Here is a 26,555-nt window from a genome sequence, read left to right as displayed (position 1 = left end):
GATTGTATTATTGTAAGTAAATGTGAAAATATTCACAAAGCTATAATTTTTTGTTAAGATCATTAACATTAAAAACATAGAGATAATAATAATGATCAATAAAGTATTAATAGTGTTGTGTGTAAGTATTGTCTTTGTATTAGGGTATTGGGCCTATTTAGATACTCAAAATAAAAGACATCAAGAGCTCATGCGGATCATACAAGAAGCTGAAAGAAACCTGCAAAGTATAGAACGTAACCCAAACCATGCTCATCACAGCAATTTAGCTTCTTATAATATGCAAGAATATATCGGTGAGAAAAAAATTATTTTCTAACAATAACGAGCTATAAATTTCTAACTTTTACAGTGTCATTGGTCATATCTTTTCATAATTTTTGATCATGTTTCTGTTGAATCTGTTAAACTTATTGAACGTATAGTAAAAAAGCTGCATAGGGGTTATGCAGCTTTTTTGTGTTTCAAGAGGGGCTGTGGTTATTTGCTATGTATGAAAACAGACATCAAATGAGTGGCATATTTGTTGCTTCTAAAATTTGAGATTCTTGTGTATAGGACTGAACAGAAAAACAATATTGTTCAGCGACCTACATAGACGTAAATATTCCACAGTTCAGATTTTGCATAGAGGCTACTTATGGCGGCGCCCAATTCTTCGGCAGGCTGGTTAGAGCGTTTATTTAAGTTAAGCGACAATAAAACCACTTTCCGAACTGAAGTTCTTGCTGGTGTAACTACATTCCTAACGATGTGTTACATCATTATTGTCAATCCACTCATTTTATCTGAAACCGGCATGGATCATGGTGCCGTATTCGTTGCGACCTGTTTGGCAGCAGCAATCGGATGTTTAGTAATGGGGATCATTGCAAATTATCCAATCGCACTGGCCCCTGGTATGGGTTTAAACGCTTACTTTACCTACTCGGTTTGTATGGGGATGGGCGTGCCATGGCAAACAGCTTTAGCGGCTGTTTTTGTTTCAGGCCTTGTTTTTCTTGCAATTAGCTTTTTTAAAATTCGTGAAGCGATTGTCAATGCGATTCCGATGTCACTTAAGTTTGCAATTGGTGGGGGTATTGGTTTATTCCTAGCACTAATTGCACTAAAAAATGCTGGAATCATTGTAGATAACCAAGCGACATTAGTCGGTTTGGGTGATATCAAACAACCTACAGTATTGTTAGCGCTATTTGGATTTTTAATGATTGTAGTTTTACACCAATTAAAAATTCGCGGCGCAATCATTATTAGTATTTTAGTTGTTACGGCCATTGCTACTGCTTTAGGTTTAAATGAATTTAAGGGTGTAGTGGGTCAAATTCCTTCAATTGCACCAACATTCATGCAAATGGACTTTGAAGGTCTATTTACAGCAAGTATGGTCGGCGTCATTTTCGTATTCTTTATTGTCGACTTGTTTGACAGTACGGGTACTTTGGTTGGTGTATCACACCGTGCAGGCCTTTTACAAGACGGTAAATTACCTCGTTTGAAAAAAGCATTATTCGCAGACTCTACTGCAATCGTTGCAGGTGCCGCATTAGGTACATCTTCAACTACACCATATATTGAATCAGCTTCAGGTGTAGCAGCAGGTGGACGTACTGGTTTAACCGCTGTTGTCGTTGCAGTCTTATTTATCTGCTGTCTATTTTTAGCACCTCTTGCTCAATCTGTACCAGGTTTTGCAACAGCGCCAGCTTTATTGTTTATTGGTGTGTTGATGATCCAAGGCATCACTCACATTGATTGGGATGATATTACTGAAGCTGTTCCAGCATTTTTAACCATTGTATTTATGCCATTCACCTATTCAATTGCTGATGGTATTGCAATGGGCTTTATTAGCTATGCATTAGTTAAATTATTCACGGGTAAGGCAAAAACTGTACCGTACATGGTATGGATTATTGCTGCGCTTTGGGTATTTAAATTTATCGCGTTTGGCGGTTAATATGATTTTTTATAATTTTCTTCTTGAGCTATCTTAGATATAGTTATCGATAAGAAGAAAATTATAAAAGGGTGTGATTTTGACCACACCCTTTTTTCTTTAGACGTGGAGTTAATATGAATCAAGTCGAGCTGATTCGCGCCTTACCAAAAGCCGAATTGCATGTACATATTGAAGGGACTTTTGAACCTGAATTAATGTTTGCAATTGCCCAGCGCAATCAGATTCAGATTCCTTACAAATCTGTTGAAGAAGTAAAGCAAGCTTATAACTTTCATAATCTTCAATCATTCTTAGATATTTACTATGCTGGTGCAAATGTTCTTGTGCATGAACAAGACTTTTATGATTTAGCATGGGCTTATTTTGAAAAATGTGCCGAAGATCGTGTTGTTCACACGGAAATGTTCTTTGATCCGCAAACCCATACTGACCGTGGTATTGCATTCTCAACAGTGATTAGCGGTTTAAAGCGCGCTTGTGCAGATGCCAAAGCTAAGTTGGGTATCAGCTCTCAACTGATTATGTGTTTCTTACGTCATTTAAGTGAAGAAGCTGCATTTGAAACACTTAAGCAAGCATTGCCATTTAAGCAAGACATTATTGCTGTAGGGCTTGATTCAAGTGAAGTAGGGCATCCGCCAGCTAAATTTGAACGTGTTTTTGCTAAGGCGCGTGAAGAAGGCTTCTTAATCGTGGCTCATGCTGGTGAAGAAGGTCCTCCTGAATATGTATGGGAAGCTTTAGATCTACTTAAAGTGAATCGTATTGATCATGGTGTGCGTTCTGAAGAAGACGAACAATTAATGGCGCGTTTAATTAATGAAAAAATGCCATTAACGGTTTGTCCTTTAAGTAATTTAAAGCTATGTGTTGTTAAGGATATGAAAGATCATAATATCCGCCGTCTTTTACAAAAGGGCGTACACGTGACGGTTAACTCAGATGATCCTTCATATTTCGGTGGATATATGAATGACAATTTCTTTGCCATTCAGCAAGCTTTAGACTTAAATAATGATGAGTTGAAACAACTCGCAATTAATTCTTTTGAAGCTTCTTTCATTTCAGATGAAGAGAAACAAAAGTGGATTGCAGAAATCCAAAAAATCTAAATAAAAAAACCGCCTATCTCGGGCGGTTTTTTTATACATCAGGTTTATTTAGGTTGTTTGGTCATGCTATTTAAAATATTGTCTTTATCAATAAAGTGATGTTTCAAAGCTGCAAGTACATGCCCAACAATAAGAAAACCTGCAAACCAAGAAATATAAATATGTAATGGTTTAACAATAGCTAAAAGCTCTGGGTTATCTTGCACCAAACGCGGAATTTCAAATAAATATAAAACAGGGGCAGGGTGACCAGCACTCCAACTAAACAAGCAACCAGTGACAGGTAAAGCCACTAAAATTACATAAAGGAATAGATGACCCACGTGTGCCAGAGTTTTCATCATCGGTGACATGGTGTCAGGTAGTTTTGGAGCTGGATGTGTATAGCGCCAAAAAATCCGAATAATCACTAAAAAGATAATGGTGGTTGCAATATTTTTGTGCAAGGTAATCACATCACCTTTAAAGCTGCCATCAACGTCGTAACTTAAAAAATTTCCACTATAGAAGCCAATCACCCATGCGACGATGAAAATAATTGCCATCACCCAATGCAGGATTTGTGCGGTACGGGTGTAATACTGAGAGGAAGCAGCAGGCATAAAAGACCCTTTTTTTGTCGTTTTGATTTGTGATTTTAGGGGAAAGTGCAGATTTTGAGAAATGTTTTAAATGTGACAGAGCGTGCTAAAAACAGAACGTTTTACTCCAAAAAAGGATTTGATGAGCTGAATTTCACTCGGCAAAATAGATTGCATAAATGCATCAAATTATTTGTTTCTTCTAAAGTTGAGTTTAGGCACAATACGCGCTGCCAAGGTTCAATCAAAGGAAAAAATGATGAAAAAATTGATGCTTGCTCTAGCACCAGTTGTTTTAGCTTTAACAGCATGTGCAACAACTACAGGCACTGACACAGGCGCTTCTGCACAAACGACAACTCAACAATTAGGCGTTGCTGCGTTAAAGGTTGCTGTAAATGCGAAATGTATTACAGAGATTAATAATGTTGCGGCTTGGAAAACAGCAACAAAATATATGACTGCTGAGCAACGTGATAGCATCCAAACGAATGTGTGTGGTTGTGTGAGCGAAAAGGCTCCAAACAGTGTGACAGCAGTAGAATTGGCAGCAGCTGCACTTGATGTAAACACACGTGCTACAATCGTCAACCAAGTGGTTTCTAAAACTGTAAACGCTTGTGTGGCAGAAGCTTTACAAAAGTAATTAATAATTTTGTGTTAAAGAAGGCTGATTACTATTGATCAGCCTCTTTTGTTTTTAAAGGTAGTGAGTCGATGTTTATTGCTGGTGTAGATGAGGCGGGACGGGGGCCTTTAGTAGGTTCGGTTGTGGCAGCGGCCGTTATTTTAGATCCGAATAATCCAATTCTAGGATTAAATGATTCTAAAAAATTAACTGAAAAGAAACGTGAAAAGTTGTTTATTGAAATCCAAGAAAAAGCCTTAGCTTGGTCCATTGCTGAAGCAACACATGCTGAAATTGACGAGTTAAATATTTTACAGGCGACTTTTTTGGCTATGCAGCGCGCTGTTGATGGTTTGAAAACTCAACCACAAAAAGTAATTGTAGATGGCAACCAAATTCCTAAAGGAATTATTATTCCATGTGAAGCCATTGTTGGCGGAGACGCAAGCCATGCTGAAATTAGTGCAGCAAGTATCTTGGCAAAAGTGACACGAGATCGACAAATGGCGGAATTAGATCAGCAATATCCACTATTTGGTTTTGCCAAACATAAAGGATATCCAACCAAAGCACACTTTGAAGCAATTGCTGTGCATGGCGTGATTGATCAGCATCGTCGTAGTTATGCACCTGTTAAACGTGCTTTAGGTCTATAAATACAAGCACTTAAAAAATTTAAAGCGACTATAAAGTCGCTTTAATTAGGGAGAGAACAACTTCATACTAACGATTGAAGTTTTTCTGTGCATAATTATCATCTTCATAAGAAACTTGATAATCTTGATCAAGGTGTTGAAGGTGTTCATGCATTGCACGTTCATGTTGAATACGTTGATAAATTTCTTCGCGATGAACAGAAACCTCTTTTGGTGCATTTACACCAATACGAACTTGGTTTCCTTTGACGCCAAGCACAGTAACACTGACTTGATCCCCAATCATTAATGTTTCCCCGACACGGCGGGTCAGAATCAGCATGTTTATCTCCTTGCTAAACGCTTAAAACTGCAATATTGGTACCCAAATAAAAGCTCAACCTCAGTTTTCAGTCAGATTCTAACAGAAATATGAGAACAAAGTCATATTTTGATAATCTCTGCCAAAAAACTTTCCGTTTAATATAACAGAGCCGCTATAAAAAAAACTATAGCGGCTCTGTGTTTTCTTTAATTATTGTCGGACAAGTAAACATTTTTTAATGAATTCTTGACCGATTGGTAAAATTAAGCGCGGGCGCTGCTTTCACCATGTTCACGATCTAAACCAAAAGCGGTATGTAAGCAGCGAACAGCAAGTTCAAGGTATTTTTCATCAATAATGACAGAAACTTTAATTTCAGAAGTTGAAATCATAAGGATGTTGATACCTTCGTCAGCAAGGGCAGTGAACATTTTGCTCGCTACACCTGCGTGTGAACGCATACCGACACCAACGATAGACACTTTAACGATGTCATCACGTGTTGAAACTTCACGTGCGCCAATATTTTTAGCAGTTTCGTTTAAGATTTTTTCAGCTTTCGCTAAATCAACACGGTTTACAGTGAAAGTGAAATCTGTTGTGCCATCTTCTTCAACATTTTGCACTATCATATCGACTTCGATATTGGCATCACTTACTGGTGATAAGATTTTAGAAGCAATGCCTGGTTCATCAGGTACACCTAAAATCGTTAATTTTGCTTCGTCACGGTTAAAAGCAATACCTGCAATAATTGGCTGTTCCATAGTATCTTCTGCCTCAGTAGTAATGAGTGTACCAACATTTTCTTTAAATTCGTCGTCAAAAACGCCGTCGTCGTCATTATCAAAGCTTGATAACACACGTAAAGGAACTTGATATTTCCCGGCAAACTCTACTGAGCGAATTTGTAAAACTTTAGAACCTAATGATGCCATTTCTAGCATTTCTTCAAAAGAAATACGGTCGATTTTTTTGGCTTTAGGAGCAACGCGAGGGTCAGTGGTGTAAACACCATCTACATCAGTATAAATCTGGCATTCGTCAGCTTTTAAAGCAGCAGCAAGAGCAACACCAGAAGTATCTGAACCACCTCGACCTAGTGTTGTGGTATTTCCATTAGCATCAAAGCCTTGGAAACCAGCAACCACAATAACACGGCCTGCATCTAGGTCATTGGTCATGACATCTGTATCAATAGACTCGATACGCGCCTTGGTAAATGCACTGTCAGTTTTAATACCGACTTGACGTCCGGTATAGGATTTAGCTTCCACACCAATCGAATTAAGTGCCATAGCTAACATGGAAATCGTCACCTGTTCACCGGTTGAAACCATTTGGTCTAACTCACGTGGGTCAGGTGTTTCGGTAATGGCTTTAGCGAGAGCAAGTAAGCGGTTTGTTTCACCACTCATTGCAGATACGACCACAACAACCTTGTGACCGTGATCATGCCAACGCTTCACACGACGAGCAACATTTAAAATGCGCTCGGGGGTACCCATAGAAGTACCGCCATATTTTTGAACGATTAATGCCATAGTTGTTCCATATAAGCCATGACCCTGAGAGGCTTTTCAGGGTCAGTTACACAAAAAGTGAAGTCTTATTTTTGTTCAAGCCATGCAGGCAATGCTGCGATCACTTGTCCAAACTTCTCGTTAAGTGGCGCGCCACCTTGTGCTAAGTCAGGTTTACCACCACCTTTACCACCTAACTCGGTTGCTAGATGTTTGATGATGTCACCTGCTTTTAGAGTTGCAGTGTATTGTGATGCAACTGAAGCAAGTAGGCTAACTTTGTCACCCTCTACACCAGCTAACACAATAACTGCATTCTCTAATTTCGATTTAACACTGTCGTGTAAGTTGCGAAGTGATTTTGCATCTACACCTTGAACAGTGGTAATAAGCGTTTGACGATCAGCAATAGTCTGTACCTGATCAATCAATTCTGACGCTTGGAAGTTTGCCAATTTCTGATTGAGCTGTTCAATCTGCTTTTGTAATGCAGAAACCAATTCAACATTGGCTTGTACACGCTCAACAGTTTGGTCTTTCTGTGCTTTTAATAAGCTATTAATGTGCTGGATATCAGCATCAGTTTTTTGTACTACATCTAGCGCTTTAGTACCTGTAACAGCTTCAATACGACGTACACCAGCAGCTACACCACCTTCAGAAGTGATTTTGAATAAACCAATATCACCTGTACGTTTAACGTGGATACCACCACAAAGTTCAATTGAGAAGTTTTTCTCATCAATAATTGAACCCATAGAAAGTACACGTACTTCATCACCGTATTTTTCACCGAACAACATCATGGCACCTTTAGCTTTTGCAGCTTCAATGTCAAGAAGTTCGGTTGTTACAGCACTATTTGCAATAATTTCTGCATTCACTAAGCGCTCAACTTGTTGTAACTGTTCAAAAGTTACAGGTTGGTCATTAGCAAAGTCAAAACGTAAAATATCACTTGCAACTAAAGAGCCTTTTTGCTGTACATGTGAACCTAAGATTTGACGAAGGGCAGCATGTAATAGGTGAGTTGCAGAGTGGTTACGTGCAGTTGCCTCACGAATGTCTGCTTTAACAATCGCTTCAACGTTTTGATCTGCTTTAAGACTACCAACGGTCACAATACCTTGATGAACAAAGGCACCGCCTGACTTTTTAGTATCTTGAACTTCAAAAATACCTGTTTCATTTTTGAAGATACCAGTGTCGCCAATCTGACCACCACTTTCAGCATAGAAAGGAGTTTGGTTTAAAACGATAAGCGCTTCATCACCTTCAGAAACTTCATCAACTTGTACACCATCTTTATAGATCGCTACAATTTGACCCTGGCTAGTGGTGTTGATATAACCGTCAAACTGAGTTTCGCCTTCAACTTTTACAATGTTGTTGTAGTCAACTGCGAATTTACCAGCATCACGAGCACGTTGACGCTGTGCAGCCATTTCTACTTCAAAGCCAGCCTCATCAATAATAAAGTCACGTTCACGTGCAATATCAGCAGTTAAGTCTGTCGGGAAGCCGTAAGTGTCGTAAAGTTTAAATACAGTCGCACCAGGAATGGTCTTATCTTTTAATTGAGCAAGCTCGCCTTCAAGTAGTTTTAAGCCTTGCTCAAGTGTTTTAGCAAACTGTTCTTCTTCACGAATTAAAGTTGCTTCAATTACATCTTTACGAGCTGCAAGTTCCGGATATGCATCACCCATAACTTCAATTAAAGGTTGCAACATTTTGTAGAAGAACGTACCAGTTGCACCAAGTTTATTACCATGACGCACAGCGCGGCGGATAATACGGCGAAGTACGTAACCGCGACCTTCATTGCTTGGGTTTACACCATCAGCAATAAGGAAACAGCATGAACGCGCATGGTCGGCAACAACACGTAAAGAAGGCTGACCTTCGTCTTCAATACCAATAATGTTTGCAGCAGCTTTTAATAGGTGTTGGAACAGGTCAATATCGTAGTTCGAGTTAACATGTTGCAATACAGCAGAGATACGCTCCAAGCCCATACCAGTATCAACAGATGGAGCAGGGAGAGGGTGAAGCACGCCATCCGCAGTACGGTTAAACTGCATGAAAACGTTGTTCCAGATTTCAATGAAACGATCACCGTCTTCTTCAGGTGAGCCTGGTAAACCACCCCAAATGTGGTCACCATGGTCAAAGAAGATTTCGGAACATGGACCACATGGGCCTGTATCACCCATTGCCCAGAAGTTATCAGATGCGTATTTTTCGCCTTTATTATCACCAATACGGATAATACGTTCTGGTGCTAAACCGATTTCTTTGTTCCAGATGTCGTAAGCTTCGTCATCGGTATGGTAAACAGTGGCATAAAGTTTATCTTTTGGTAAACCAAGCCATTGTTCGCTGGTTAAAAATTCCCATGCGAATTTAAGTGCATCACGTTTGAAATAATCACCGAATGAGAAATTACCTAACATTTCAAAGAATGTATGGTGACGTGCAGTATAACCAACATTGTCTAAGTCATTATGTTTACCGCCAGCGCGTACACATTTCTGTGATGTGGTCGCACGTACATAGTCACGTTTCTCAAGACCTAAAAAGCAGTCTTTAAACTGGTTCATCCCAGCATTTGTAAATAATAAAGTTGGGTCGTTGGCAGGAACAAGAGAACTCGACGCGACACGTGTATGCCCTTGCGTTTCAAAGTAGCGCAAAAATGCTTCACGAATTTCAGCAGATGTCATTAAACGAGTACTCACAACCAAGTCACTCCATATTTTCGAATTTGGCTAAAAGTATCAATGCCTGTTTGTTTTATGCCAAACCTTAGCATGTGATACGGGGCTTATTTTTTAAAAACGCTAAATTGTAGCGGAAAAACCCCACCGAACCAACGATTTTAAAAGGAATATCTTACAAAACTGTGATTTGGCTAAAAATCTATATTCAATTGGTCGTGACGTGCTTTACTATATGCCTTCTTTAGCTTGTAGTTTTGTTGATAAGGATAGGTCATGCAACGTATTGCCATTAATGGGTTTGGTCGGATTGGACGCAATGTTTTACGCGCCTGGTTCGAAAGCCCAAAACAATTTCACTTTGAAATCGTGGCGATTAACGATATAGCAGATGTCCAGACATTAGTGCACTTATTTAAATATGATTCTACACATGGCCGCTTTAATGGAAATGTGGAAATATTGATTGAAAATGAAAAAGTTTTTTTGAATATTCAGTCAAATCACCAAACGTTAAAGGTTGAGGTTCTAAAGCAGAAACAACCGGAACTTTTACCATGGTCTAGTTTAGATATTGATGTGGTACTTGAGTGTACCGGACTGTTTCGCTCTCATGCGGATGCAACACGTCACCTAGAAGCAGGGGCAAAGCGGGTCATTATTGGAGCAGCACCTTTTGACCATGTTGATGCAGCCATTGTTTATGGTGTGAACCACAATGAAGTCAAAGCGACTGATCAAATTATTTCGAGTGTGTCATGTACTACTCAAGCTTTAGTTCCACTGGTCAAGATCATTGATGATGCGTTTGGAATTGAAACTGCACTTATGACCGAGATTCATGCAGTAACGGCTGACCAATCTGTACTTGATCATGCACATCGCGATTTACGTCGTGCTAGAGCTTCAGGGCAAAATATTATTCCCACTACGTCTAGTGCACTCGGAGCATTAAAACGTGTTATGCCTAAAATGGAAGACCGTATCGATGGTTATTCAATTCGAGTACCTACTATTAATGTGGCTGCAATTGACTTAACTTTTATCGCGCAATCTCCAATTACTGTGCATCACATTAATGAGTTACTCATTAAAGCTTCTCAAACAGACTATGCAGAAATTATGGCTGTAACAGATGAACCGTTAGTTTCGAGTGATTTCAATCATTCACCTTATTCACTCATTGTTGATTTAACCCAAACTATGGTGGTTGGGCATCAAGCTAAAGTATTTGCTTGGTATGATAATGAATGGGGTTATGCAAATCGATTATTGGATCTGTGTGACTCTTTCTAAATGAAAGGCAAATTTAAATAAAAAGGGTGTTTAATTAACATCCTTTTTTATAGTTATTATTTTTTGGTATGGATTATTAAAATTCTAAATATTAGTGTTGTCTGAAATTAAATCTATTTGTATGATTCGCAAACATTAAAATTTTAATTATAGAGTTCATATGAAATTTAATTCAAAAAGAATAAGTGGGTTTTTAACTATTACATCTACTCTTGTTTTAACAGCTTGTGGTGGAAGCTCAGATCAAAATACGTCTGAACAAGCTGAAAATAATTTAGAAAAGGAAGACAAAATTTACCAAGTTTATTATCAACCTTCCGATATTTCTTCAGGTATCTATAGTGATTCTTTTGAAATTGCTCAATATCCAATTAAGAATAATGAAATCTTTTTTGCAAAGTCACATAACCAGCCGTTAGAAACTGAGGTTTTAACTGAAAAGAAAATTTTAAATAAAGGGACGTTACAAACCAATATTGTGAAAAGGCTATCACCTGATAGTTGGACTTATGAATTAACACCTGATTTGAAAAAGAATTTAAAGTTTGAAATTGTGAAGTTGGATGGTGAAAATATCTTTGACCGTGTATTGCCAGGCTATAAAGAAAATAAAAATCTAGAAACAGGTCTTCATAATCAACTTGATAAAAATTTAATTGGATTTTATCAAAACTATAAGAATGTTAGGTTTCCAAAAAATAGTTATTGTTATCGTTTAAAAGAGACTCAATGGAATCAATCTTATACTTCAGATATATCTGGTTTTGAGTCAAATCCGTCGTTTAGTGAGAAAAAGCAGTCAATTATCGAAAGATATAATAACCTAGGTTCAGATAAAAAGTATTTTAGGCTTCTAAATTCGCAGTGGTACGGCTATAACCTAACTGTTTTAGAAAACTTGGAAACTGGTGATATTCAAAGTGCCTTGGGAAATAATAATAACCAGTCTGCTTTTTTTATTAATTTTATATCAAGTAGTCGGTGGGATGCTGATAGAAATTTAGCTTATGAGAAGTCTCATCTGTATTCTATAGAAGATAACCCGCTTAATGAGGTGCACTCATTAATTGCTTTCAGACAAAAGCTAAAAATCGCAAATCTTGAAAAAGGTTGTTTTGCTTTTAATACTCAAGCAGCTCAAGCTATTCAAAGATTAAATTTAGTTAACTGGCAACCAGGTGATAGTTCAGATATTGGCCCATTCTTTGGTCGAAGAACTTTTGCCTATAATATGAGTAAAGCACAGTAAATTATTGAATATTCTTATTAATTCAAAAAATCTTCTTTTTGACTTTAGAGTTTATTAAGAAAGATTTATGCAAATTGTCAGGTGCATGGCAGAAAGTATCATGCTACACTAAGAGAAATCGGGTGTGTTCCCGATTTTTTTATGTGGGGTCGTTCCACGTTGATCAGATTTTAGGCTTGAAATATGACCATTTCAGAGACATGGTTGCTGCCTGACGGGGTAGCAGATGTATTGCCGGAACAGGCACAAGTCATTGAAAAACTTCGCCGTGAAGCTTTAGATTTCCTCGCGGTACGAGGTTATCAATTGGTATATACACCATTTATTGAATACATCGAATCGTTGTCTTCATTATCAGAATCAAATCAAGACTTGGATTTAGTAACTTTTAAGGTCATTGATCAGCTCTCAGGCCGTTTACTCGGTGTTCGTGCTGATATGACGCCACAAGTTGCACGTATCGATGCACATGTAAGACCAGTTGAAGGCGTTGCACGTTACTGTTATTCAGGGACTGTATTACATACTAAACCACAAAATTTTAATGCCACACGTGCACCTCTACAATTAGGTGCAGAGTTATACGGGCATGACAGTATCGAAGCCGATGTCGAAATGGTCGATGTTATGCTAGGGCTGATCGAGAACATCTATACTTTACAAGGCGCGCATCTAGATTTAGGCCATGTAGGGTTGTTCCGCAGTTTAGTAAAGCATGCTGGACTGTCAAAAAATGAAGAGCATGAGCTTTCAGATCTTTATCAAAGAAAAGCGTTACCAGAGTTAGCTGAATTTACTCAAAATCTCAATATGGGTTCTGATTTCTATGCGCTTGGCCGCTACTCTAGTGATCTAGAAGCTTTGCAGGCGAATTTAAGTGCAAACATCTTACAAGATGCTGAATTTAAGTCAGCATTAGATGCACTGAAAACAACGTTTGCGCAAATTAAAGGCCGTTGGCCAAATCTCAATATCGGTATCGATGTTGTAGAGCTACGTAGTTATCACTATCACACTGGCTTAATGTATGCAGTCTATGCACCAAACCGTGCTGCACCTTTAGCACAGGGTGGCCGTTACGATGGTATTGGTGAGCACTTTGGCCGCGCACGTCCTGCTACTGGCTTCAGTTGTGATTTATATGCCTTAGGTGCAAATCAGTTCGCCGAAATCGAAACTGTTGTTGCTCCAAAAGGCTCAGAACAAGATTTACTCTCAGCAATTTCGAATGCACGTGCTCAAGGTCTACGTGTCGTTCAATTGTTAGGTAATGATGATTTAAGTTCTATTCCATATGCGACTCATCAACTCGTGTCGCAAAATGGACAATGGAATATTGAAAAGATTTAATCGCCAACAGTAAATTTTACTGGTGGTTTCCAATTTTAACAGCATGATGTAATGAGGCTATTATGGGCAAAAATGTTGTGGTACTTGGTACCCAATGGGGCGACGAAGGTAAAGGTAAAATCGTCGACCTGCTCACAGATCAGGCGGCTGCGGTAGTACGTTATCAAGGCGGACATAACGCAGGTCATACTCTTGTCGTAGGTGGTAAAAAGACTGTATTGCACCTCATTCCATCAGGCATTTTACGTGAAAACGTATTGTGCTTAATTGGTAATGGTGTAGTACTTTCACCAGCCGCGTTAATTGAAGAAATGGGAATTTTGGAAGCGGAAGGTGTTCCTGTTAAAGAACGTCTACGTATTTCTCCAAACTGTCCACTCATTTTGCCTAACCATATTGCACTTGATCAGGCACGTGAAAAGAAACGTGGTAACGCTAAAATCGGTACTACAGGTCGTGGTATTGGTCCTGCATACGAAGATAAAGTAGCTCGCCGCGCAGTGCGTGTTGCTGACCTTGTTCGTGGTGGTGCAGCATTAGAAGAAAAACTCCAAGAAATGCTTGAGTTACATAACTTCCAATTAACTCAGTTCTACGGTGTAGAAGCAGTTAAATTTGAAGATGTATTGGCTCTTTGCAACCAATGGCGTGAAGTGCTTGCTCCATTAGTGATTGATGTGACTAAAGTATTGCATGACTATCGCAAAGAAGGTAAGGCTGTAATGTTTGAAGGTGCTCAAGGCTCACTTTTAGACATCGACCACGGTACTTATCCGTATGTTACAAGTTCAAATACAACTGCTGGTGGCGTAAGCTCTGGTTCAGGTATGGGACCTTTACATCTTGATTATGTATTAGGTATTACTAAAGCTTATACAACACGTGTAGGTGCTGGTCCATTCCCAACTGAATTGGTTTATGATGCAGCGGCTGATTCTGGTGACCCAATTGGTAAACACCTAGGTACAGTTGGTCATGAATTTGGCGCTTCTACTGGTCGTCAACGTCGTTGTGGTTGGTTTGATGCTGAGATTCTTCGTCGTTCTGTAGATGTAAACTCACTTTCAGGTATTTGCTTAACTAAACTTGACGTTTTAGATGGTTTAGAAGAAGTGAAAATCTGTGTAGGTTATGAAAATACAGATTCAGGTTGTGTAGGTTCTTCAGATGCGGTTTCTTTTGAATGCTTGAAGCCAATCTATGAAACTATGCCAGGTTGGAGCGAGTCGACTGTTGGTTTAACTAGCATCGACCAATTACCAGCAAATGCTTTGGCTTATGTTAAGCGTATTGAACAATTAATCGAATGTCCGATTGATATCGTTTCAACTGGTCCAGACCGTGCAGAAACAATTGTTTTACGTCATCCATTCTCTGCCTAATTAGCAAAGATTAAAAAGGCCTCCTGAAAGGGGGCTTTTTTATACCCGACTAAAGTGCAGTTTTCGTTTTATCAGATTCAGATTAAAACGTTGTATATAGATAAGGAATGATGGGCTCAGGATGAAGCTGCAACCAACTATTTCAAAAACAATTTTTTATTCTTTTTTATTTGCTATTGGTGGTTCACCCACGCTGGCGATGTTGGTTATTTATGGACAGGAATATCATGAAGATTTCTTTATGACTGCTTTTATGAGCTTATCGGTTTTGTTCGCATGTGTGTTAATTCCTGTGGTACTCATACAAAATAGTTATTTACTCTGGAAAAGGGAAAGTTCTAATCTTGAAGAGAAAGTTAAAACCTTAAGTCATGTTTATCTGGGTTTAAATGTAATCTGTTTAATTTTCTGGATTTATTTGATGACATTATCGGCTTGATCGTTACATAAATACTATGATCATGAAGAAATGAGAGATTCAAAGCATGAGTGGTATTTCTTATAATAAGTGCAAAAGAATAAACAGCTTTTTAATGATTTAGGTGATCAATGTTATGAATAAAAAACTCTTTTTAAGCTTGTGTGCTGCAAGTGTGATGACCATTTCTGGCTGTGCAACAGTAGCGGACATGGCTGGTGCAGATACTGCAACCTTAAATGCTCAATCTGCTCAAGGTTTTAATAAGATGGTGCAGGAAGCACGTGGTAAGGGTGCTCTCGATACAAGTTCTAGTACATATAACCGTATTAATGCTGTATTCAACCGTTTAAAACCATATGCCAACCAGATGAATCAGACTGGCCAGCCATTTACATGGCAGTTAGCGGTGTTGAAGTCAGATACAATTAACGCTTACGTTGCACCTGGTGGCAAGGTGGTGTTTTATACAGGTATTGTGAATAAGCTGAACCTGACAGATGCTGAAATTGCAGCTGTTATGGGGCATGAAATGACACATGCTTTAGAAGAGCATGCAAAAAGTAAAATCGGTGCACAGGCTTTAACTGATTTAGCTCTAGGCATTGGTTTAAGCTATGCGGGTAATAACGTAGGCCAGCTTGGTACTGCTGCTGCTCAGCTAGGTACACAAGTGGGTGTGGGCTTGCCATATTCTCGTAGCTTGGAAAGTCGTGCGGACCAAGGCGGTTTAATGCTGATGGCGCGTGCAGGCTATAATCCAAATGCGGCGATTACACTTTGGGAAAAAATGAATAAGCTTGAAGGTGGCGGTGGTTCATCATTCTTGTCTACTCACCCATCTAACTCTCAGCGTATTGGTGATATGCGTAAAAACTTACCTGCGGCAATGGCAGTTTATAATAGCCGTAAATAAGATATAAAATCCTTTATAGATAAAGAAAACGGATGCTTAAGCATCCGTTTTTTGTTTAAGGAGCAGGGTTGGGTTGTTGAGTATGGATGGCCTCAATACCTTTTAGAACTTCACTTGGTAACTCAATCTCAAATGCCTGAATATTTTCTTTGAGTTGGTCTAAATTCGTAGCACCAATAATTGTGCTGGTCACAAAGAACTGTTGTTTAATAAAAGCTAAAGCCATCTGAGTTAAGCTTAGCCCATGTTTTTCTGCTAGCTGTGCATATTGTTCAGTTGCCCATTCGCTTTGAGGGTTACTGTAGCGACTAAAGCGAGGAAATAGTGTTACACGGGCATTAGCAGGGCGAGCGCCATTTCTAAACTTACCCGTTAAGTAACCAAAAGCCAGAGGAGAGTAAGCGAGCAAGCCGACATCTTCATATTTAGCAATCTCTGACATCCCTATCTCATAAGTACGGTTAAGCAAGCTATATGGGTTTTGAACACTTACAAATTTACTGACACCCAGCTTTTCAGCCAAATGTAAAAATTTCATAGTGCCCCACGGGGTTTCATTTGATAAACCAATATAGCGAATACGCCCGCGATTAATTTCTTCTTGTAGAGCAAGTAATGTTTCTTCTAGAGGTGTTGTGTCGTAATCATTTTCAGCTTGCTGATTGCCATAAGCGAGCGTACCAAAAAAGTTGGTATGACGTTCAGGCCAATGCAGTTGATAAAGATCGATATAGTCCGTTTGGAGACGTTTAAGTGATCCATCTAGAGCTTTGGCAATATGGTCGCTGTTAAAGCGAGTATGGCCTTCTCGGATGTGTGTCCCTCCAAAGCCCGGACCTGCAATTTTAGATGCAAGAAAGACTTTGTCACGTTGTCCGTGCTGAGCAAACCAATTACCAATAATCGTTTCAGTTGCGCCATAAGTTTCAGGTTTTGGTGGAACAGAATACATCTCTGCTGTATCCCAAAAATATAAACCATGTGCCAAGGCATAATTAAGTTGTTCAAAAGCTTCTTGTTGGGAGTTTTGCTCGCCAAATGTCATGGTGCCTAAACAAATTTCTGGAAGTTTAAGGCCTGTGCGACTAAGTGGGTTAAATTGCATACAGCGAAATCCTTGGAAATTTTGAGTTAGCCTAACGGAGAATATGTATTCAACTTAAATCATAAAATTAGAATAGTTTGTAAGTTTTGTGTATTAACTCATTGTTGCATATAAAAAAAGCAAACCGAAGTTTGCTTTTTATTAAAAATTTAAAGAATATTATTCTTCATCGTCGTAGTCATCATCAGAAACAGGGTTTTCTTCTAATGAAGCATCAAAAATAAGAATGGCTTTACCATCAGTTTGGATCATACCTTGATCTTCTAAGGTTTTGAGTACACGGCCAACCATCTCACGTGAGCATCCAACAATACGGCCAATTTCTTGACGAGTAATACGAATTTGACGACCATTCGGCAAAATCATTGCTTCTGGCTGAGAAGATAGATCGATTAAACAACGTGCAATACGACCAGACACATCAATGAAAGCAAGATCTGTCATTTTACGTGTCGTATTTTTTAGACGGCGAACTAATTGTGCAAAAACAGCATAGCTTAGGTCTGGATATTGTTTGCTAAGTTCGTGGAAGTTGTCATAAGAGATCTCTGCAATTTCACAGACATCACGAGTACGAACTTCGGCTGTACGTTGAGGGTTCGGTTCGAAAAGCCCCATTTCCCCAAAGAAATCGCCCGGATTTAAATACGCAACAACAATTTCACGTTCATCATCTTCACGTAAAATAATTGAAACTGAGCCTTTTAAAATTAAATATAAAGATTTTGACTCTGTTCCGGCATCAACAATTGTGGTTCGTTTTGGATATCTGTTGATGTGAGCACGTTTTAACAATGCTTTAACGGATTCAGGTAGTTGCCCCGGGGATAAAGCATCTGTGCTGAGTTGTGAAAAATTTGAAGTCATGCTTAATATGTTCCGAATAGGGTAAACAATTCACACAAGCTCGAGATGAGCTATTACACAGAAGAGATGAAATTCCTTATCAACTCATTTTATGTTAGTGTACAAAACAAGGGCCTGTTGACATTTCACAGATGGTTGCAACATAAGACAATTTTTTTAGACGTACCAAATAAGAACTATGAAATTTAGCCATTCTAAATAAATAGATCTTAACAACGGAACGTACAAAATAACTTGGTCTTGCGCTATGCCTGCGCTGCTTTAATTGCAACTCAGATTATGGCTGAAATTTCACAAATTTTATTACAAAACTGGACAAAGGATTGCCATTGTCTGGGTTTTGCGTCTTATTTGGATTAATTTTTAGCTATAACGCAATCCATAGATGAAATGTCAACAGACCCTGCTTAAATTTATAATTTTTTTTGGGTAGTTGCAATGCAAACAAGTGTACATTGGCTAGAGAATGTTGCTTTTGAAGCGAAATCAGATAGTGGGCATAGTGTCATCATGGACGGCTCACCTGAGTATGGTGGTGAAAACCGTGGTCCACGTCCTATGGAGTTGCTATTAATGGGACTTGGTGGGTGTGCTTCGTTTGATATTGTGACCATTTTAAAAAAATCTCGCCAAGATGTGACGAATGTTGTATGTAACTTAAAAGCTGAGCGCGCTGACGCAATTCCGGCGGTGTTTACTAAAATCCACTTACATTTTGTGGTAACTGGTAAATCTGTGAAAGAAAAGCAGGTTGCAAAAGCAGTTGAATTGTCTGCCGAGAAATATTGTTCAGCAAGTAAAATGCTTTCCGATGGTGGTGTAGAAATTACTCATGACTTCGAAATTATTGAAGCGGAATAAGGCATTTTTTGATAGCTAGAAATTAAAAAAAGCTGACATTAGAGTTGGCTTTTTTATTGTCAAAAATAACTAAAAAATAAGAGGAGGAATGAAAGTGAATATTCGTTCTGCTAAATGGGACAATACTCAAACGATATGTATTCTACTTAAACAGATGGGATACCTACAGCCTCTTGCTCTTATTCAAGAAAAATTTGAATTATTAAAACGCATCTAACTCACAGACCTTTGGCACATCAATTTTATCTAAGAGAAGGTTATATCGAAGCACCAAAGTATTTTCGTAAAGCTTTAAGTTAACGAGCTGTATTTAGAAAAAGCTGCGGATCTACCCGAGCATTATTAAGGCTCATGCCCCAATGCAGATGAGGGCCTGTCACACGTCCAGTTTTGCCTACTAAGCCTAGTGTTTCTCCTTGGCGGATATGCTGGCCTTTCTCTACTTTAATTGCGCTTAAATGGCAGAACATGCTGACTAGACCTTGGCCATGGTCAATCAACACGGTTTGTCCATTAAAAAAATAAGATCCAGTTTGTATAACGACACCATCTGCGGGTGCAACAACTTTTTGTCCTACTGGCGCTGGAATATCTAAACCAGAGTGAGGCGCGCGTTCTTCACCATTAAAAAAGCGTTTTCTTCCAAAAGAGTTGCTAAATTTCCCTGAAGTCGGGCGTATAAATGTTGGTAAGGTTTGCCATGAACTTTGTGTAAATGAGTTATACACATCATTTTGTTCTTTCGCTTCTTTAGCGTAACGGTCTAATTGACTTTGATTGGGGTTCACATAATCTTGGTTAGTGACTTTAATTCGTTGCTCAGCGTAAGGATAAGACTTAACTTCTACTTGAATCGGAGCTTTATTCGTGTCGAGCTGAATACTGCCGATTGGAGTAGACAATGGAATACCAAGCACGGCATAACGCTGCTGACCTTCTTGGCTAATTAAAACAGGCTTTTGTTGAAAAGTGATCTGAGTAATATCAGAAGTTAGAGGAACAACTGCAATTCCACCGGGTCTTCTGGAATCTTGTGGAAGCTGAGCGATTGCCAGTGCCGAAGTAAAAAGACAAGTTGTTGTTAATATAATATGTTTAAAGTGCATTTTCATTTCAAAACGAGTAGGAAACTAGCAAGATAAACTAAAGCTTAATTATTAAATTCTCAATAAAGACTTTGTGAAAAGTGTAGTATTGATAAGCATGAATTTAAATAATCAGGCATTTTAATAAAATGTAGCTGAACTGTACTTGAAATATATACAAAACAATCCCATATTATAATGGAGTTTTATTCGTTATTATTTAAATAACATTATGAAAAATATATAAAAATTTATTTGAAATCCGAAGAAGTGTTCCCATCTATTAGACAAGTACAAATTTGTTGTGAGGAATAACAAGAATGCGTTTTGAAAAATTTACAAACCGCTTGCAGCAAGCCCTCTCAGATGCTCAATCTTTAGCGATGGGTAAAGACCATACTGCTATCGCAGGTATTCATATTTTGTCTACCTTGTTAGAAGAGCCATCAAATATTAGTTTGTTGCAACAAGCAGGTGCACGGTTACCTGAACTTAAACAAAAACTTGAGCAAGCTATAAAAGACGCGCCGACTATTGCCAATCCAACAGGTGATGTCAACTTAAACCCAGAGGCCGTTAAAGCACTTAATTTGGCAGACAGATATGCGCAGAAAGCAGGTGATGAATTTTTATCAACTGACTGGGTTTTATTAGGTTTGGCAGAAACAGGCGAAACTAAAAATATTTTAAGTGCGGTAGGTGTAACTCCCGACAGCTTACGCAAAGTAATTGAACATATTCGAGGTAATGACAAAGTCATGAGTAATAATCACGAAGACCAACGTGACTCACTTAATAAATATACGATTGATTTAACAGAGCGTGCTTTATCTGGAAAACTTGATCCTGTTATTGGGCGTGATGATGAAATTCGCCGTACCATTCAGGTTTTATCGCGTCGTACAAAAAACAACCCTGTTCTTATTGGTGAGCCGGGTGTTGGTAAAACCGCTATTGTTGAAGGTTTGGCACAGCGTATTGTGAATGGTGAAGTGCCAGAGGGATTAAAAAATAAACGTGTTTTATCCCTCGACTTAGGTTCATTACTGGCCGGTGCTAAATATCGTGGTGAGTTTGAAGAACGTTTAAAAGCTGTTTTAAAAGACTTGGCTAAACACGAAGGCGAAATCATCCTGTTTATTGATGAGTTACATACACTCGTAGGTGCAGGTAAAGGCGATGGCGCTATGGATGCAGGTAATATGTTAAAACCTGCGTTGGCTCGTGGTGAATTGCGGTGTGTGGGTGCAACAACCTTAGACGAATATCGCCAATACATTGAAAAAGATGCAGCTTTAGAGCGTCGTTTCCAAAAAGTACTGGTTGATGAACCAAGTGTTGAAGATACGATTGCGATTTTACGTGGACTCAAAGAAAAATATGCCACTCATCATGGTGTGCAAATTTTAGACTCTGCGATTATTGCTGCGGCGAAAATGTCTCATCGTTACATCACCGATCGTCAATTACCAGACAAGGCAATTGATTTGATTGATGAGGCAGCTTCTCGTATTAAAATGGAGATTGACTCTAAACCTGAAGCACTTGATAAGCTTGATCGCCGTTTAATCCAGTTGAAAATGCAATTGGAAGCTGTGAAAAAAGATGAAGATGTCGGCAGTAAAGCTGAAGTCACTCATCTTGAAAAACAGATTGCTGAAGTCGAGAAAGAATACAACGATCTTGAAGAAATCTGGAAGTCTGAAAAAACTTTGGTAGAAGGTACTAAACAGGCTCAGGTGGAACTTGATAAAGCGCGTATTGCTTTTGAAAAAGCTCAGCGTGAAGGTGATTTGGCTGAGGCAGCACGTTTACAGTATGGCGTAATTCCAGAGCTTCAAAAACAACTGGAGCAAGATGAAGTTGCAGAAGAGAACGAAGAGCCAAAACTCATTCGTACTAAAGTGACTGAAAATGAAATTGCCGAAGTTGTAAGTGCTGCAACAGGTATTCCGGTTGCTAAAATGATGCAAGGCGAGCGTGAAAAACTTCTGAATATGGAAGAGTTTTTACATGACCGTGTTGTTGGGCAAGATGAAGCTGTTGTAGCTGTATCGAATGCAGTTCGTCGTTCACGTGCCGGTTTATCTGACCCGAATCGACCTAGCGGATCATTCTTGTTCTTAGGTCCAACAGGTGTTGGTAAAACAGAATTAACCAAAGCACTGGCTAATTTCTTGTTTGACAGTGATGATGCCATGATTCGTATCGACATGAGTGAATTCATGGAGAAACATTCTGTTAGTCGATTGGTTGGTGCACCTCCAGGTTATGTGGGTTATGAAGAAGGTGGTGTTTTAACCGAAGCTGTTCGCCGTAAACCATATAGTGTGGTGTTGTTTGATGAGGTGGAAAAAGCGCATCCAGATGTCTTCAATATCTTGCTCCAAGTATTGGACGATGGTCGCTTAACCGACTCACAAGGTCGAGTAGTAGACTTTAAAAATACGGTCATTGTGATGACCTCGAACTTAGGTTCACAAGATGTACGTGAACTAGGTGAGGGTGCAACAGACGATGAAGTGCGTACTATTGTAATGAATGCGGTAAGTCAGCATTTTCGTCCGGAATTTATTAACCGGATTGATGAGCTTGTGATTTTCCATTCACTCAAAAAAGCACAAATTCGTGGCATTGCCGATATTCAGTTGGATCGATTACGTTCACGTCTTGTTGATCGTGACATGAGTTTAACTGTAGATGATACTGCTTTTGATTTATTGATTGACGCTGGTTTCGATCCTGTCTATGGTGCGCGTCCATTAAAACGTGCGATTCAACAACAGATTGAAAACACATTAGCCCAAAAAATCTTGTCGGGTGATTTTGTCGCAGGTGATACTATTCTAGTTAAAGGCGAAAATGGACATTTAGTCTTCGATAAAATGAAACTCAGCTAAGCTTTGTCTGCTAAAACCGAAAAGAGAATATGGAAACATATTCTCTTTTTTTATGGTGAATCAGTTCTTATGGTTGATGTGAGTAAAGCAATTATGGCATCTGAAACTTTCTGAGTTAATGTCTTTAACTTTTGTTCTGAGTGACCAGATAAAAAATAACGATAATGATAAATATGATGTTGGTAAGAAATGCAAATAAAAAAGGTGCCCACAGGTTTTTCTGGGGTTTCACTTCCACCAGATTTTAATAGCCCAGTACAACTGACAATAATATTAGCTTGTTGAAATAACCTTTGACCCAGCCTACACATTTCCTCTGTGACTTGCGGTGACTCTGCTGTGTAAGTATCTATTATCTTTTGATCGATATTTAAAATGCTAATTTTAATGCTCGGGTCGTAGCTAACTAAGCCACCAAGTAAAATATCTGCACCACTATTTTTATGAATAGAAAACTGACTTGTTAAATAACCGGAACTCGCACTTTCAATAAAAGCGATTTTGAGCTGGCGATCTTCTAATAGTTGGCAGCACTGCTGAAGCATTATTTCACCTCGAATGGTGTTTATTTATAAATAAAATCGATTTACAGATAAATTATAAAATTACAGTAAGTGATTTAGCCGGGTCGTACAAGTCTGAGATAAAAATCTATAAAACAACTTGAATATTCTCAAAATGCTTGTGAAATATTTCCGGTTTTAAAATGATCAATGTTAATTGTCGGGAAGTCTACTTATAACATTGCGGCATGTTTAAAAAATTGTTAATTTTGTTCGATATAACGAACAATAACAACTTAGGATAAATGCAATGAACAATAAACAAGGATCTGCGCTGTGTGTTTTGGGCTTTATGTTACTACCCATCAATGTATGGGCTGCGCAGCCTCTAAGTGAAGGGGCTTTAGCGACACAAACAGGAGCGGTGAATGCAGCTTTACCTGTGATTATTGCGAAAGCTCAAGACGATGCTAAGAAACCAATGATAGAACAACAACAAGCACGTCAGGTGTTAGGGGATAATTATTTACAACAAGTTCGATGGGATGCACTTAGAACAAGCGTACTTTCTCCGTATCAAGAACAAAAACAAAATCATGTTATCGATAGTAAAGAAAAGAAGAAATTGGAAATGATTGCGTTACCGGAAAGAGCAGATCGATTTACCAAATATGATTTTGAATCAAAAAATGTTCATGGTGAGGTTATTATTACCGTGAAGTAATAATAACCTCTAGTCTTATTAATATTGATCTAGGCCAGGATGCTGGATTTTCCATGCACGGTGGATTTTTTGATTACGTTTAAAATCAGGGCCAATGGTTTCAGAAGTGATTTCTTCAACATGAAAAATAGCTTCAATCTCTTCGTCCATTTCAAAACCACGATAGTTGTTTGAGAAATAGAGCGTTCCTTCACTGTTTAAACGGTTCATTGCACGCTTAATCAGTGAAACATGGTCACGTTGGACGTCGAAAGTACCGTAGAACTTTTTAGAGTTTGAGAATGTCGGTGGATCGATAAAAATAAGGTCGTATTGTTCGTGACCTTCTTTTAACCACTCAAAACAGTCGCTCGCAAAGAACATATGCTGTTCATCTGCATGATCTACCGTTAAACCATTTAAAACGAAGTTTTCTTTTGACCAGCTTAGGTAGGTGTTAGATAAGTCTACACTTGTCGTGCTTGCAGCACCGCCTAAAGCGGCATGTAAGCTTGCTGTAGACGTGTAACTATATAAATTCAAGAAGTGCTTACCACGAGCTTCTTGAGCGATACGTAAACGCATTTGACGGTGGTCAAGGAATAAACCTGTATCTAGGTAATCTGTCAGGTTCACTAAAATTTTAGCTTTACCTTCCTGAACGATAAAACGTTTTGAAGCTGTGCTTTGTTTCGTATATTGATTTGTACCTGTTTGGCGCGCACGTGTCTTAATAAAGATGGCATCGCGGTTTAAACCGGTAACAGCACGAATTGCAGCGAGTGCTAAATTAAAACGTTTTTTTGCTTTTTCAGGATCGATTGTTTTTGGTGGTGCATATTCCTGAACGTGTAAGCGATCACCATATAAATCTACAGCGACATTAAAGTCAGGTAAGTCTGCATCATATAAACGTAAACAATAAACATTTTCTTTGGTTGCCCATTTTTTCAAGGCAGTCATATTTTTTTGCAAACGGTTAGCAAAATCTTGAGCTTCTTCCATTTCAATAGGTTGAGCTTGCCAAGTTGCTAAAAATGGCTGAGTTACTTTTTCAGGCTTAATTGAACCAAAACGAATGTAAATTGGTAACTTACCATTCATTAAACGTAAGGTTTCAGGTGCTTCAAATGCTAAAACATCTGCTTGTTCAATTTGAGCTGCAATAATGGCTGCATATTGATTTGGGAAATGTTTTTGTAGAAGTGCAGATAAACCTAAGTAAAGAGAACGGTTAGAGGCTTTATCACCTAAACGTTCACCATATGGAGGGTTTGTCACAATAAATGCAGTTTTGCCTTCTGCTGAAAAATCAGGCCAGTCAGCTAAAGTACGTTCTTCAATTTGAATTTGATCTAATACTTTTTCAAAACCCGCCGCAATAATATTTTCACGAGTCGCTTTTACCGCTTCCCAGTCTGCATCGTAGGCATAAAATTTAGGTAAAGGTAATTCTAGCGCTTTTTCATGACGTTCTGCTGCTTCAGCTTTAAGTGAAAGCCAAAGTTCGCGGTCATGACCATGCCAACCATTAAAACCAAAACGGCGAACAAGGCCTGGTGCACGGTCAGTTAAAATCATTAATGCTTCAATAATAAATGTACCTGAACCACACATCGGGTCGAGTACAATCTCTGGCTTACGTTGCTGAAGCTGAGCTTTTTGTAAAATTGCCGCAGCAAGGTTTTCTTTAATTGGCGCATCCGTCATATAACGACGGTAACCACGCTTATGTAATGAATCACCAGATAAATCTAAGCAGTAAGTATGCTCAGTTTTACCTGCTAAAACATATAACGTAATTTCTGGTTGTTTGGTGTCAATGCTTGGGCGACGACCTACCGCTTCCATAAAAGAATCGACAACACCGTCTTTTGCTCTAAGCGTTGCAAATTGAGTGTTAACCTTAATTTCACGTTCTGCATGTAAACGAATAGCGAAGGTACTTTGTGGTGCAAAAATAAGTGACCAGTCAAAGCTAATTGCACCTTCATAAAGCTCTTCAGCTACATCACGTGCATCGTGTGTATGTTCGAGTTCATAAGTATGAATAGGCAGTAAAACACGAGAAGCAAGACGTGACCACATGCAGATGCGGTAAGCATGTTCAAGCGTTCCTTCAATGATTAAACGTCCTGCTTTACGTTCTGTCACTTTGGTGCCAAGCTGTTCTATTTCTTCTTGTAAGAGGGCTTCTAAACCATCAGCACAAGTAATCCAATAGTGGTTTAAACGTAAAGAGGTATTCATAAACTCGATTGACCAAAACATATAAATATTAACGATGCAAAGTTTAACTTATTTTGATGTGTAAAGGTCTTTAAATTATTGCAACCTATCACAATCCAACCAATAAACTGATTTTTATAGATTAATACAGTAAAAGTGGTATGTATTTTGCTAACTCTATCCTATCAATAGTTATTTATTTAACAA

General features: G+C 38.7%; 24 protein-coding genes and 1 pseudogene. 16 read left to right on the top strand and 9 right to left on the bottom strand.

Going from position 1 to position 26,555, the window contains the following annotated elements; translation table 11 throughout:
* Positions 1-91 precede the first annotated feature (91 nt).
* The 3 genes from AWW73_RS01175 (at position 92) to AWW73_RS01165 (ending at position 3,075) form a co-directional block, all read left to right on the top strand.
* Positions 92-319, top strand: coding sequence for a hypothetical protein (locus AWW73_RS01175; protein ID WP_031947789.1), 228 nt, complete (start codon positions 92-94; stop codon positions 317-319).
* A gap of 321 nt (positions 320-640) precedes the next feature.
* The gene (locus AWW73_RS01170) at positions 641-1,960 is read left to right on the top strand and encodes an NCS2 family permease (RefSeq protein ID WP_057106222.1); all 1,320 of its coding nucleotides are present in this window, start codon (positions 641-643) and stop codon (positions 1,958-1,960) included.
* 116 nt (positions 1,961-2,076) lie between these two features.
* Positions 2,077-3,075 carry an adenosine deaminase gene (locus tag AWW73_RS01165; RefSeq protein WP_062848509.1) on the top strand — a complete coding sequence of 333 codons (999 nt, stop codon included), beginning with the start codon at positions 2,077-2,079 and terminating at the stop codon, positions 3,073-3,075.
* A 44-nt stretch (positions 3,076-3,119) separates the two neighbouring features.
* On the opposite strand, the gene AWW73_RS01160 is transcribed toward AWW73_RS01165, so the two are convergent.
* Positions 3,120-3,677 (bottom strand): cytochrome b, encoded by a 558-nt coding sequence (locus tag AWW73_RS01160; protein WP_057106218.1) that lies wholly within the window; start codon positions 3,675-3,677, stop codon positions 3,120-3,122.
* A gap of 238 nt (positions 3,678-3,915) precedes the next feature.
* Here AWW73_RS01160 and AWW73_RS01155 point away from each other — a divergent pair, with 238 nt between their 5' ends.
* Both AWW73_RS01155 and rnhB read left to right on the top strand, forming a co-directional pair.
* Positions 3,916-4,302 carry a hypothetical protein gene (locus AWW73_RS01155; RefSeq protein ID WP_016143289.1) on the top strand — a complete coding sequence of 129 codons (387 nt, stop codon included), beginning with the start codon at positions 3,916-3,918 and terminating at the stop codon, positions 4,300-4,302.
* Between the two features lie 71 nt (positions 4,303-4,373).
* On the top strand, positions 4,374-4,940 hold the full coding sequence (rnhB, locus tag AWW73_RS01150) for a ribonuclease HII (protein WP_002163155.1): 567 nt from the start codon (positions 4,374-4,376) through the stop codon (positions 4,938-4,940).
* A 67-nt stretch (positions 4,941-5,007) separates the two neighbouring features.
* On the opposite strand, the gene csrA is transcribed toward rnhB, so the two are convergent.
* From csrA to alaS, 3 genes are all read right to left on the bottom strand, one after another.
* Positions 5,008-5,262, bottom strand: a complete 255-nt coding sequence (gene csrA, locus AWW73_RS01145) for a carbon storage regulator CsrA (protein WP_000906487.1) — start codon at positions 5,260-5,262, stop codon at positions 5,008-5,010.
* A 245-nt stretch (positions 5,263-5,507) separates the two neighbouring features.
* Positions 5,508-6,788 carry an aspartate kinase gene (locus AWW73_RS01140; RefSeq protein ID WP_002115333.1) on the bottom strand — a complete coding sequence of 427 codons (1,281 nt, stop codon included), beginning with the start codon at positions 6,786-6,788 and terminating at the stop codon, positions 5,508-5,510.
* Positions 6,789-6,853: 65 nt separating this feature from the next.
* Entirely contained in the window at positions 6,854-9,490 is a 2,637-nt protein-coding gene (gene alaS, locus AWW73_RS01135) for an alanine--tRNA ligase (protein WP_016143291.1), read from the bottom strand.
* A 270-nt stretch (positions 9,491-9,760) separates the two neighbouring features.
* Here alaS and gap point away from each other — a divergent pair, with 270 nt between their 5' ends.
* The 6 genes from gap (at position 9,761) to AWW73_RS01105 (ending at position 16,095) form a co-directional block, all read left to right on the top strand.
* On the top strand, positions 9,761-10,780 hold the full coding sequence (gene gap, locus AWW73_RS01130) for a type I glyceraldehyde-3-phosphate dehydrogenase (protein ID WP_062848508.1): 1,020 nt from the start codon (positions 9,761-9,763) through the stop codon (positions 10,778-10,780).
* Positions 10,781-10,940: 160 nt separating this feature from the next.
* Positions 10,941-12,029: a hypothetical protein gene (locus AWW73_RS01125; protein ID WP_062848507.1), complete on the top strand. Its 1,089-nt coding sequence runs from the start codon at positions 10,941-10,943 to the stop codon at positions 12,027-12,029.
* Positions 12,030-12,212: 183 nt separating this feature from the next.
* Positions 12,213-13,379 carry an ATP phosphoribosyltransferase regulatory subunit gene (locus AWW73_RS01120; protein ID WP_016143294.1) on the top strand — a complete coding sequence of 389 codons (1,167 nt, stop codon included), beginning with the start codon at positions 12,213-12,215 and terminating at the stop codon, positions 13,377-13,379.
* Between the two features lie 62 nt (positions 13,380-13,441).
* On the top strand, positions 13,442-14,761 hold the full coding sequence (locus AWW73_RS01115; protein ID WP_002121613.1) for an adenylosuccinate synthase: 1,320 nt from the start codon (positions 13,442-13,444) through the stop codon (positions 14,759-14,761).
* A gap of 121 nt (positions 14,762-14,882) precedes the next feature.
* Positions 14,883-15,200, top strand: coding sequence for a hypothetical protein (locus AWW73_RS01110; protein ID WP_031947796.1), 318 nt, complete (start codon positions 14,883-14,885; stop codon positions 15,198-15,200).
* A 115-nt stretch (positions 15,201-15,315) separates the two neighbouring features.
* Positions 15,316-16,095, top strand: a complete 780-nt coding sequence (locus AWW73_RS01105) for a M48 family metallopeptidase (protein WP_016143296.1) — start codon at positions 15,316-15,318, stop codon at positions 16,093-16,095.
* 55 nt (positions 16,096-16,150) lie between these two features.
* Here the strand turns inward: AWW73_RS01105 and AWW73_RS01100 are convergent, their stop codons facing one another.
* Both AWW73_RS01100 and crp read right to left on the bottom strand, forming a co-directional pair.
* Positions 16,151-17,200, bottom strand: a complete 1,050-nt coding sequence (locus AWW73_RS01100) for an NADP(H)-dependent aldo-keto reductase (RefSeq protein WP_062848506.1) — start codon at positions 17,198-17,200, stop codon at positions 16,151-16,153.
* A gap of 159 nt (positions 17,201-17,359) precedes the next feature.
* Positions 17,360-18,067: a cAMP-activated global transcriptional regulator CRP gene (gene crp / locus AWW73_RS01095; protein ID WP_016141682.1), complete on the bottom strand. Its 708-nt coding sequence runs from the start codon at positions 18,065-18,067 to the stop codon at positions 17,360-17,362.
* Positions 18,068-18,307: 240 nt separating this feature from the next.
* Between crp and AWW73_RS18300 the strand changes: the two genes are divergently transcribed.
* From AWW73_RS18300 to AWW73_RS18295, 3 genes and pseudogenes are all read left to right on the top strand, one after another.
* Positions 18,308-18,427 (top strand): hypothetical protein, encoded by a 120-nt coding sequence (locus AWW73_RS18300; RefSeq protein ID WP_078224862.1) that lies wholly within the window; start codon positions 18,308-18,310, stop codon positions 18,425-18,427.
* A 78-nt stretch (positions 18,428-18,505) separates the two neighbouring features.
* Entirely contained in the window at positions 18,506-18,928 is a 423-nt protein-coding gene (locus tag AWW73_RS01090) for an OsmC family protein (RefSeq protein WP_016143298.1), read from the top strand.
* A 94-nt stretch (positions 18,929-19,022) separates the two neighbouring features.
* Positions 19,023-19,228: pseudogene (locus tag AWW73_RS18295) on the top strand (hypothetical protein).
* On the opposite strand, the gene AWW73_RS01085 reads toward AWW73_RS18295, so the two are convergent.
* Positions 19,225-20,034: a peptidoglycan DD-metalloendopeptidase family protein gene (locus AWW73_RS01085; RefSeq protein ID WP_062848505.1), complete on the bottom strand. Its 810-nt coding sequence runs from the start codon at positions 20,032-20,034 to the stop codon at positions 19,225-19,227. The pseudogene AWW73_RS18295 and the gene AWW73_RS01085 sit on opposite strands and share 4 nt — an antisense overlap.
* Positions 20,035-20,333: 299 nt before the next feature.
* Here AWW73_RS01085 and clpB point away from each other — a divergent pair, with 299 nt between their 5' ends.
* Positions 20,334-22,913 carry an ATP-dependent chaperone ClpB gene (gene clpB / locus AWW73_RS01080; RefSeq protein ID WP_005070314.1) on the top strand — a complete coding sequence of 860 codons (2,580 nt, stop codon included), beginning with the start codon at positions 20,334-20,336 and terminating at the stop codon, positions 22,911-22,913.
* A gap of 50 nt (positions 22,914-22,963) precedes the next feature.
* Here clpB and AWW73_RS01075 read toward each other — a convergent pair whose 3' ends face one another.
* Entirely contained in the window at positions 22,964-23,458 is a 495-nt protein-coding gene (locus AWW73_RS01075; RefSeq protein WP_062848504.1) for a CinA family protein, read from the bottom strand.
* A gap of 268 nt (positions 23,459-23,726) precedes the next feature.
* Here AWW73_RS01075 and AWW73_RS01070 point away from each other — a divergent pair, with 268 nt between their 5' ends.
* The gene (locus AWW73_RS01070) at positions 23,727-24,140 is read left to right on the top strand and encodes a hypothetical protein (protein WP_062848503.1); all 414 of its coding nucleotides are present in this window, start codon (positions 23,727-23,729) and stop codon (positions 24,138-24,140) included.
* 18 nt (positions 24,141-24,158) lie between these two features.
* Here AWW73_RS01070 and rlmKL read toward each other — a convergent pair whose 3' ends face one another.
* Positions 24,159-26,369, bottom strand: coding sequence for a bifunctional 23S rRNA (guanine(2069)-N(7))-methyltransferase RlmK/23S rRNA (guanine(2445)-N(2))-methyltransferase RlmL (rlmKL, locus tag AWW73_RS01065; RefSeq protein ID WP_062848502.1), 2,211 nt, complete (start codon positions 26,367-26,369; stop codon positions 24,159-24,161).
* Positions 26,370-26,555: the final 186 nt, after the last annotated feature.

The sequence above is a fragment of the Acinetobacter lactucae genome, assembly GCF_001605885.1.
Lineage (GTDB): Bacteria > Pseudomonadota > Gammaproteobacteria > Pseudomonadales > Moraxellaceae > Acinetobacter > Acinetobacter lactucae.
This window is presented reverse-complemented; position numbering and strand designations above follow the sequence as displayed.

What these genes read in the sequence shown, in the direction of transcription:
- clpB (WP_005070314.1), top strand. Translation starts at nt 20,334, where the DNA reads ATGCGTTTTGAAAAATTTACAAACCGCTTGCAGCAAGCCCTCTCAGAT.
- AWW73_RS01120 (WP_016143294.1), top strand. Translation starts at nt 12,213, where the DNA reads ATGACCATTTCAGAGACATGGTTGCTGCCTGACGGGGTAGCAGATGTA.
- rlmKL (WP_062848502.1), bottom strand. Translation starts at nt 26,369, where the DNA reads ATGAATACCTCTTTACGTTTAAACCACTATTGGATTACTTGTGCTGAT.
- AWW73_RS01070 (WP_062848503.1), top strand. Translation starts at nt 23,727, where the DNA reads ATGAACAATAAACAAGGATCTGCGCTGTGTGTTTTGGGCTTTATGTTA.
- AWW73_RS01160 (WP_057106218.1), bottom strand. Translation starts at nt 3,677, where the DNA reads ATGCCTGCTGCTTCCTCTCAGTATTACACCCGTACCGCACAAATCCTG.
- crp (WP_016141682.1), bottom strand. Translation starts at nt 18,067, where the DNA reads ATGACTTCAAATTTTTCACAACTCAGCACAGATGCTTTATCCCCGGGG.
- AWW73_RS01125 (WP_062848507.1), top strand. Translation starts at nt 10,941, where the DNA reads ATGAAATTTAATTCAAAAAGAATAAGTGGGTTTTTAACTATTACATCT.
- AWW73_RS01140 (WP_002115333.1), bottom strand. Translation starts at nt 6,788, where the DNA reads ATGGCATTAATCGTTCAAAAATATGGCGGTACTTCTATGGGTACCCCC.
- csrA (WP_000906487.1), bottom strand. Translation starts at nt 5,262, where the DNA reads ATGCTGATTCTGACCCGCCGTGTCGGGGAAACATTAATGATTGGGGAT.
- AWW73_RS01115 (WP_002121613.1), top strand. Translation starts at nt 13,442, where the DNA reads ATGGGCAAAAATGTTGTGGTACTTGGTACCCAATGGGGCGACGAAGGT.
- AWW73_RS01110 (WP_031947796.1), top strand. Translation starts at nt 14,883, where the DNA reads ATGAAGCTGCAACCAACTATTTCAAAAACAATTTTTTATTCTTTTTTA.
- AWW73_RS01165 (WP_062848509.1), top strand. Translation starts at nt 2,077, where the DNA reads ATGAATCAAGTCGAGCTGATTCGCGCCTTACCAAAAGCCGAATTGCAT.
- rnhB (WP_002163155.1), top strand. Translation starts at nt 4,374, where the DNA reads ATGTTTATTGCTGGTGTAGATGAGGCGGGACGGGGGCCTTTAGTAGGT.
- AWW73_RS01105 (WP_016143296.1), top strand. Translation starts at nt 15,316, where the DNA reads ATGAATAAAAAACTCTTTTTAAGCTTGTGTGCTGCAAGTGTGATGACC.
- gap (WP_062848508.1), top strand. Translation starts at nt 9,761, where the DNA reads ATGCAACGTATTGCCATTAATGGGTTTGGTCGGATTGGACGCAATGTT.
- AWW73_RS01090 (WP_016143298.1), top strand. Translation starts at nt 18,506, where the DNA reads ATGCAAACAAGTGTACATTGGCTAGAGAATGTTGCTTTTGAAGCGAAA.
- alaS (WP_016143291.1), bottom strand. Translation starts at nt 9,490, where the DNA reads ATGACATCTGCTGAAATTCGTGAAGCATTTTTGCGCTACTTTGAAACG.
- AWW73_RS01170 (WP_057106222.1), top strand. Translation starts at nt 641, where the DNA reads ATGGCGGCGCCCAATTCTTCGGCAGGCTGGTTAGAGCGTTTATTTAAG.
- AWW73_RS01175 (WP_031947789.1), top strand. Translation starts at nt 92, where the DNA reads ATGATCAATAAAGTATTAATAGTGTTGTGTGTAAGTATTGTCTTTGTA.
- AWW73_RS01155 (WP_016143289.1), top strand. Translation starts at nt 3,916, where the DNA reads ATGAAAAAATTGATGCTTGCTCTAGCACCAGTTGTTTTAGCTTTAACA.
- AWW73_RS01100 (WP_062848506.1), bottom strand. Translation starts at nt 17,200, where the DNA reads ATGCAATTTAACCCACTTAGTCGCACAGGCCTTAAACTTCCAGAAATT.
- AWW73_RS01085 (WP_062848505.1), bottom strand. Translation starts at nt 20,034, where the DNA reads ATGCACTTTAAACATATTATATTAACAACAACTTGTCTTTTTACTTCG.
- AWW73_RS01075 (WP_062848504.1), bottom strand. Translation starts at nt 23,458, where the DNA reads ATGCTTCAGCAGTGCTGCCAACTATTAGAAGATCGCCAGCTCAAAATC.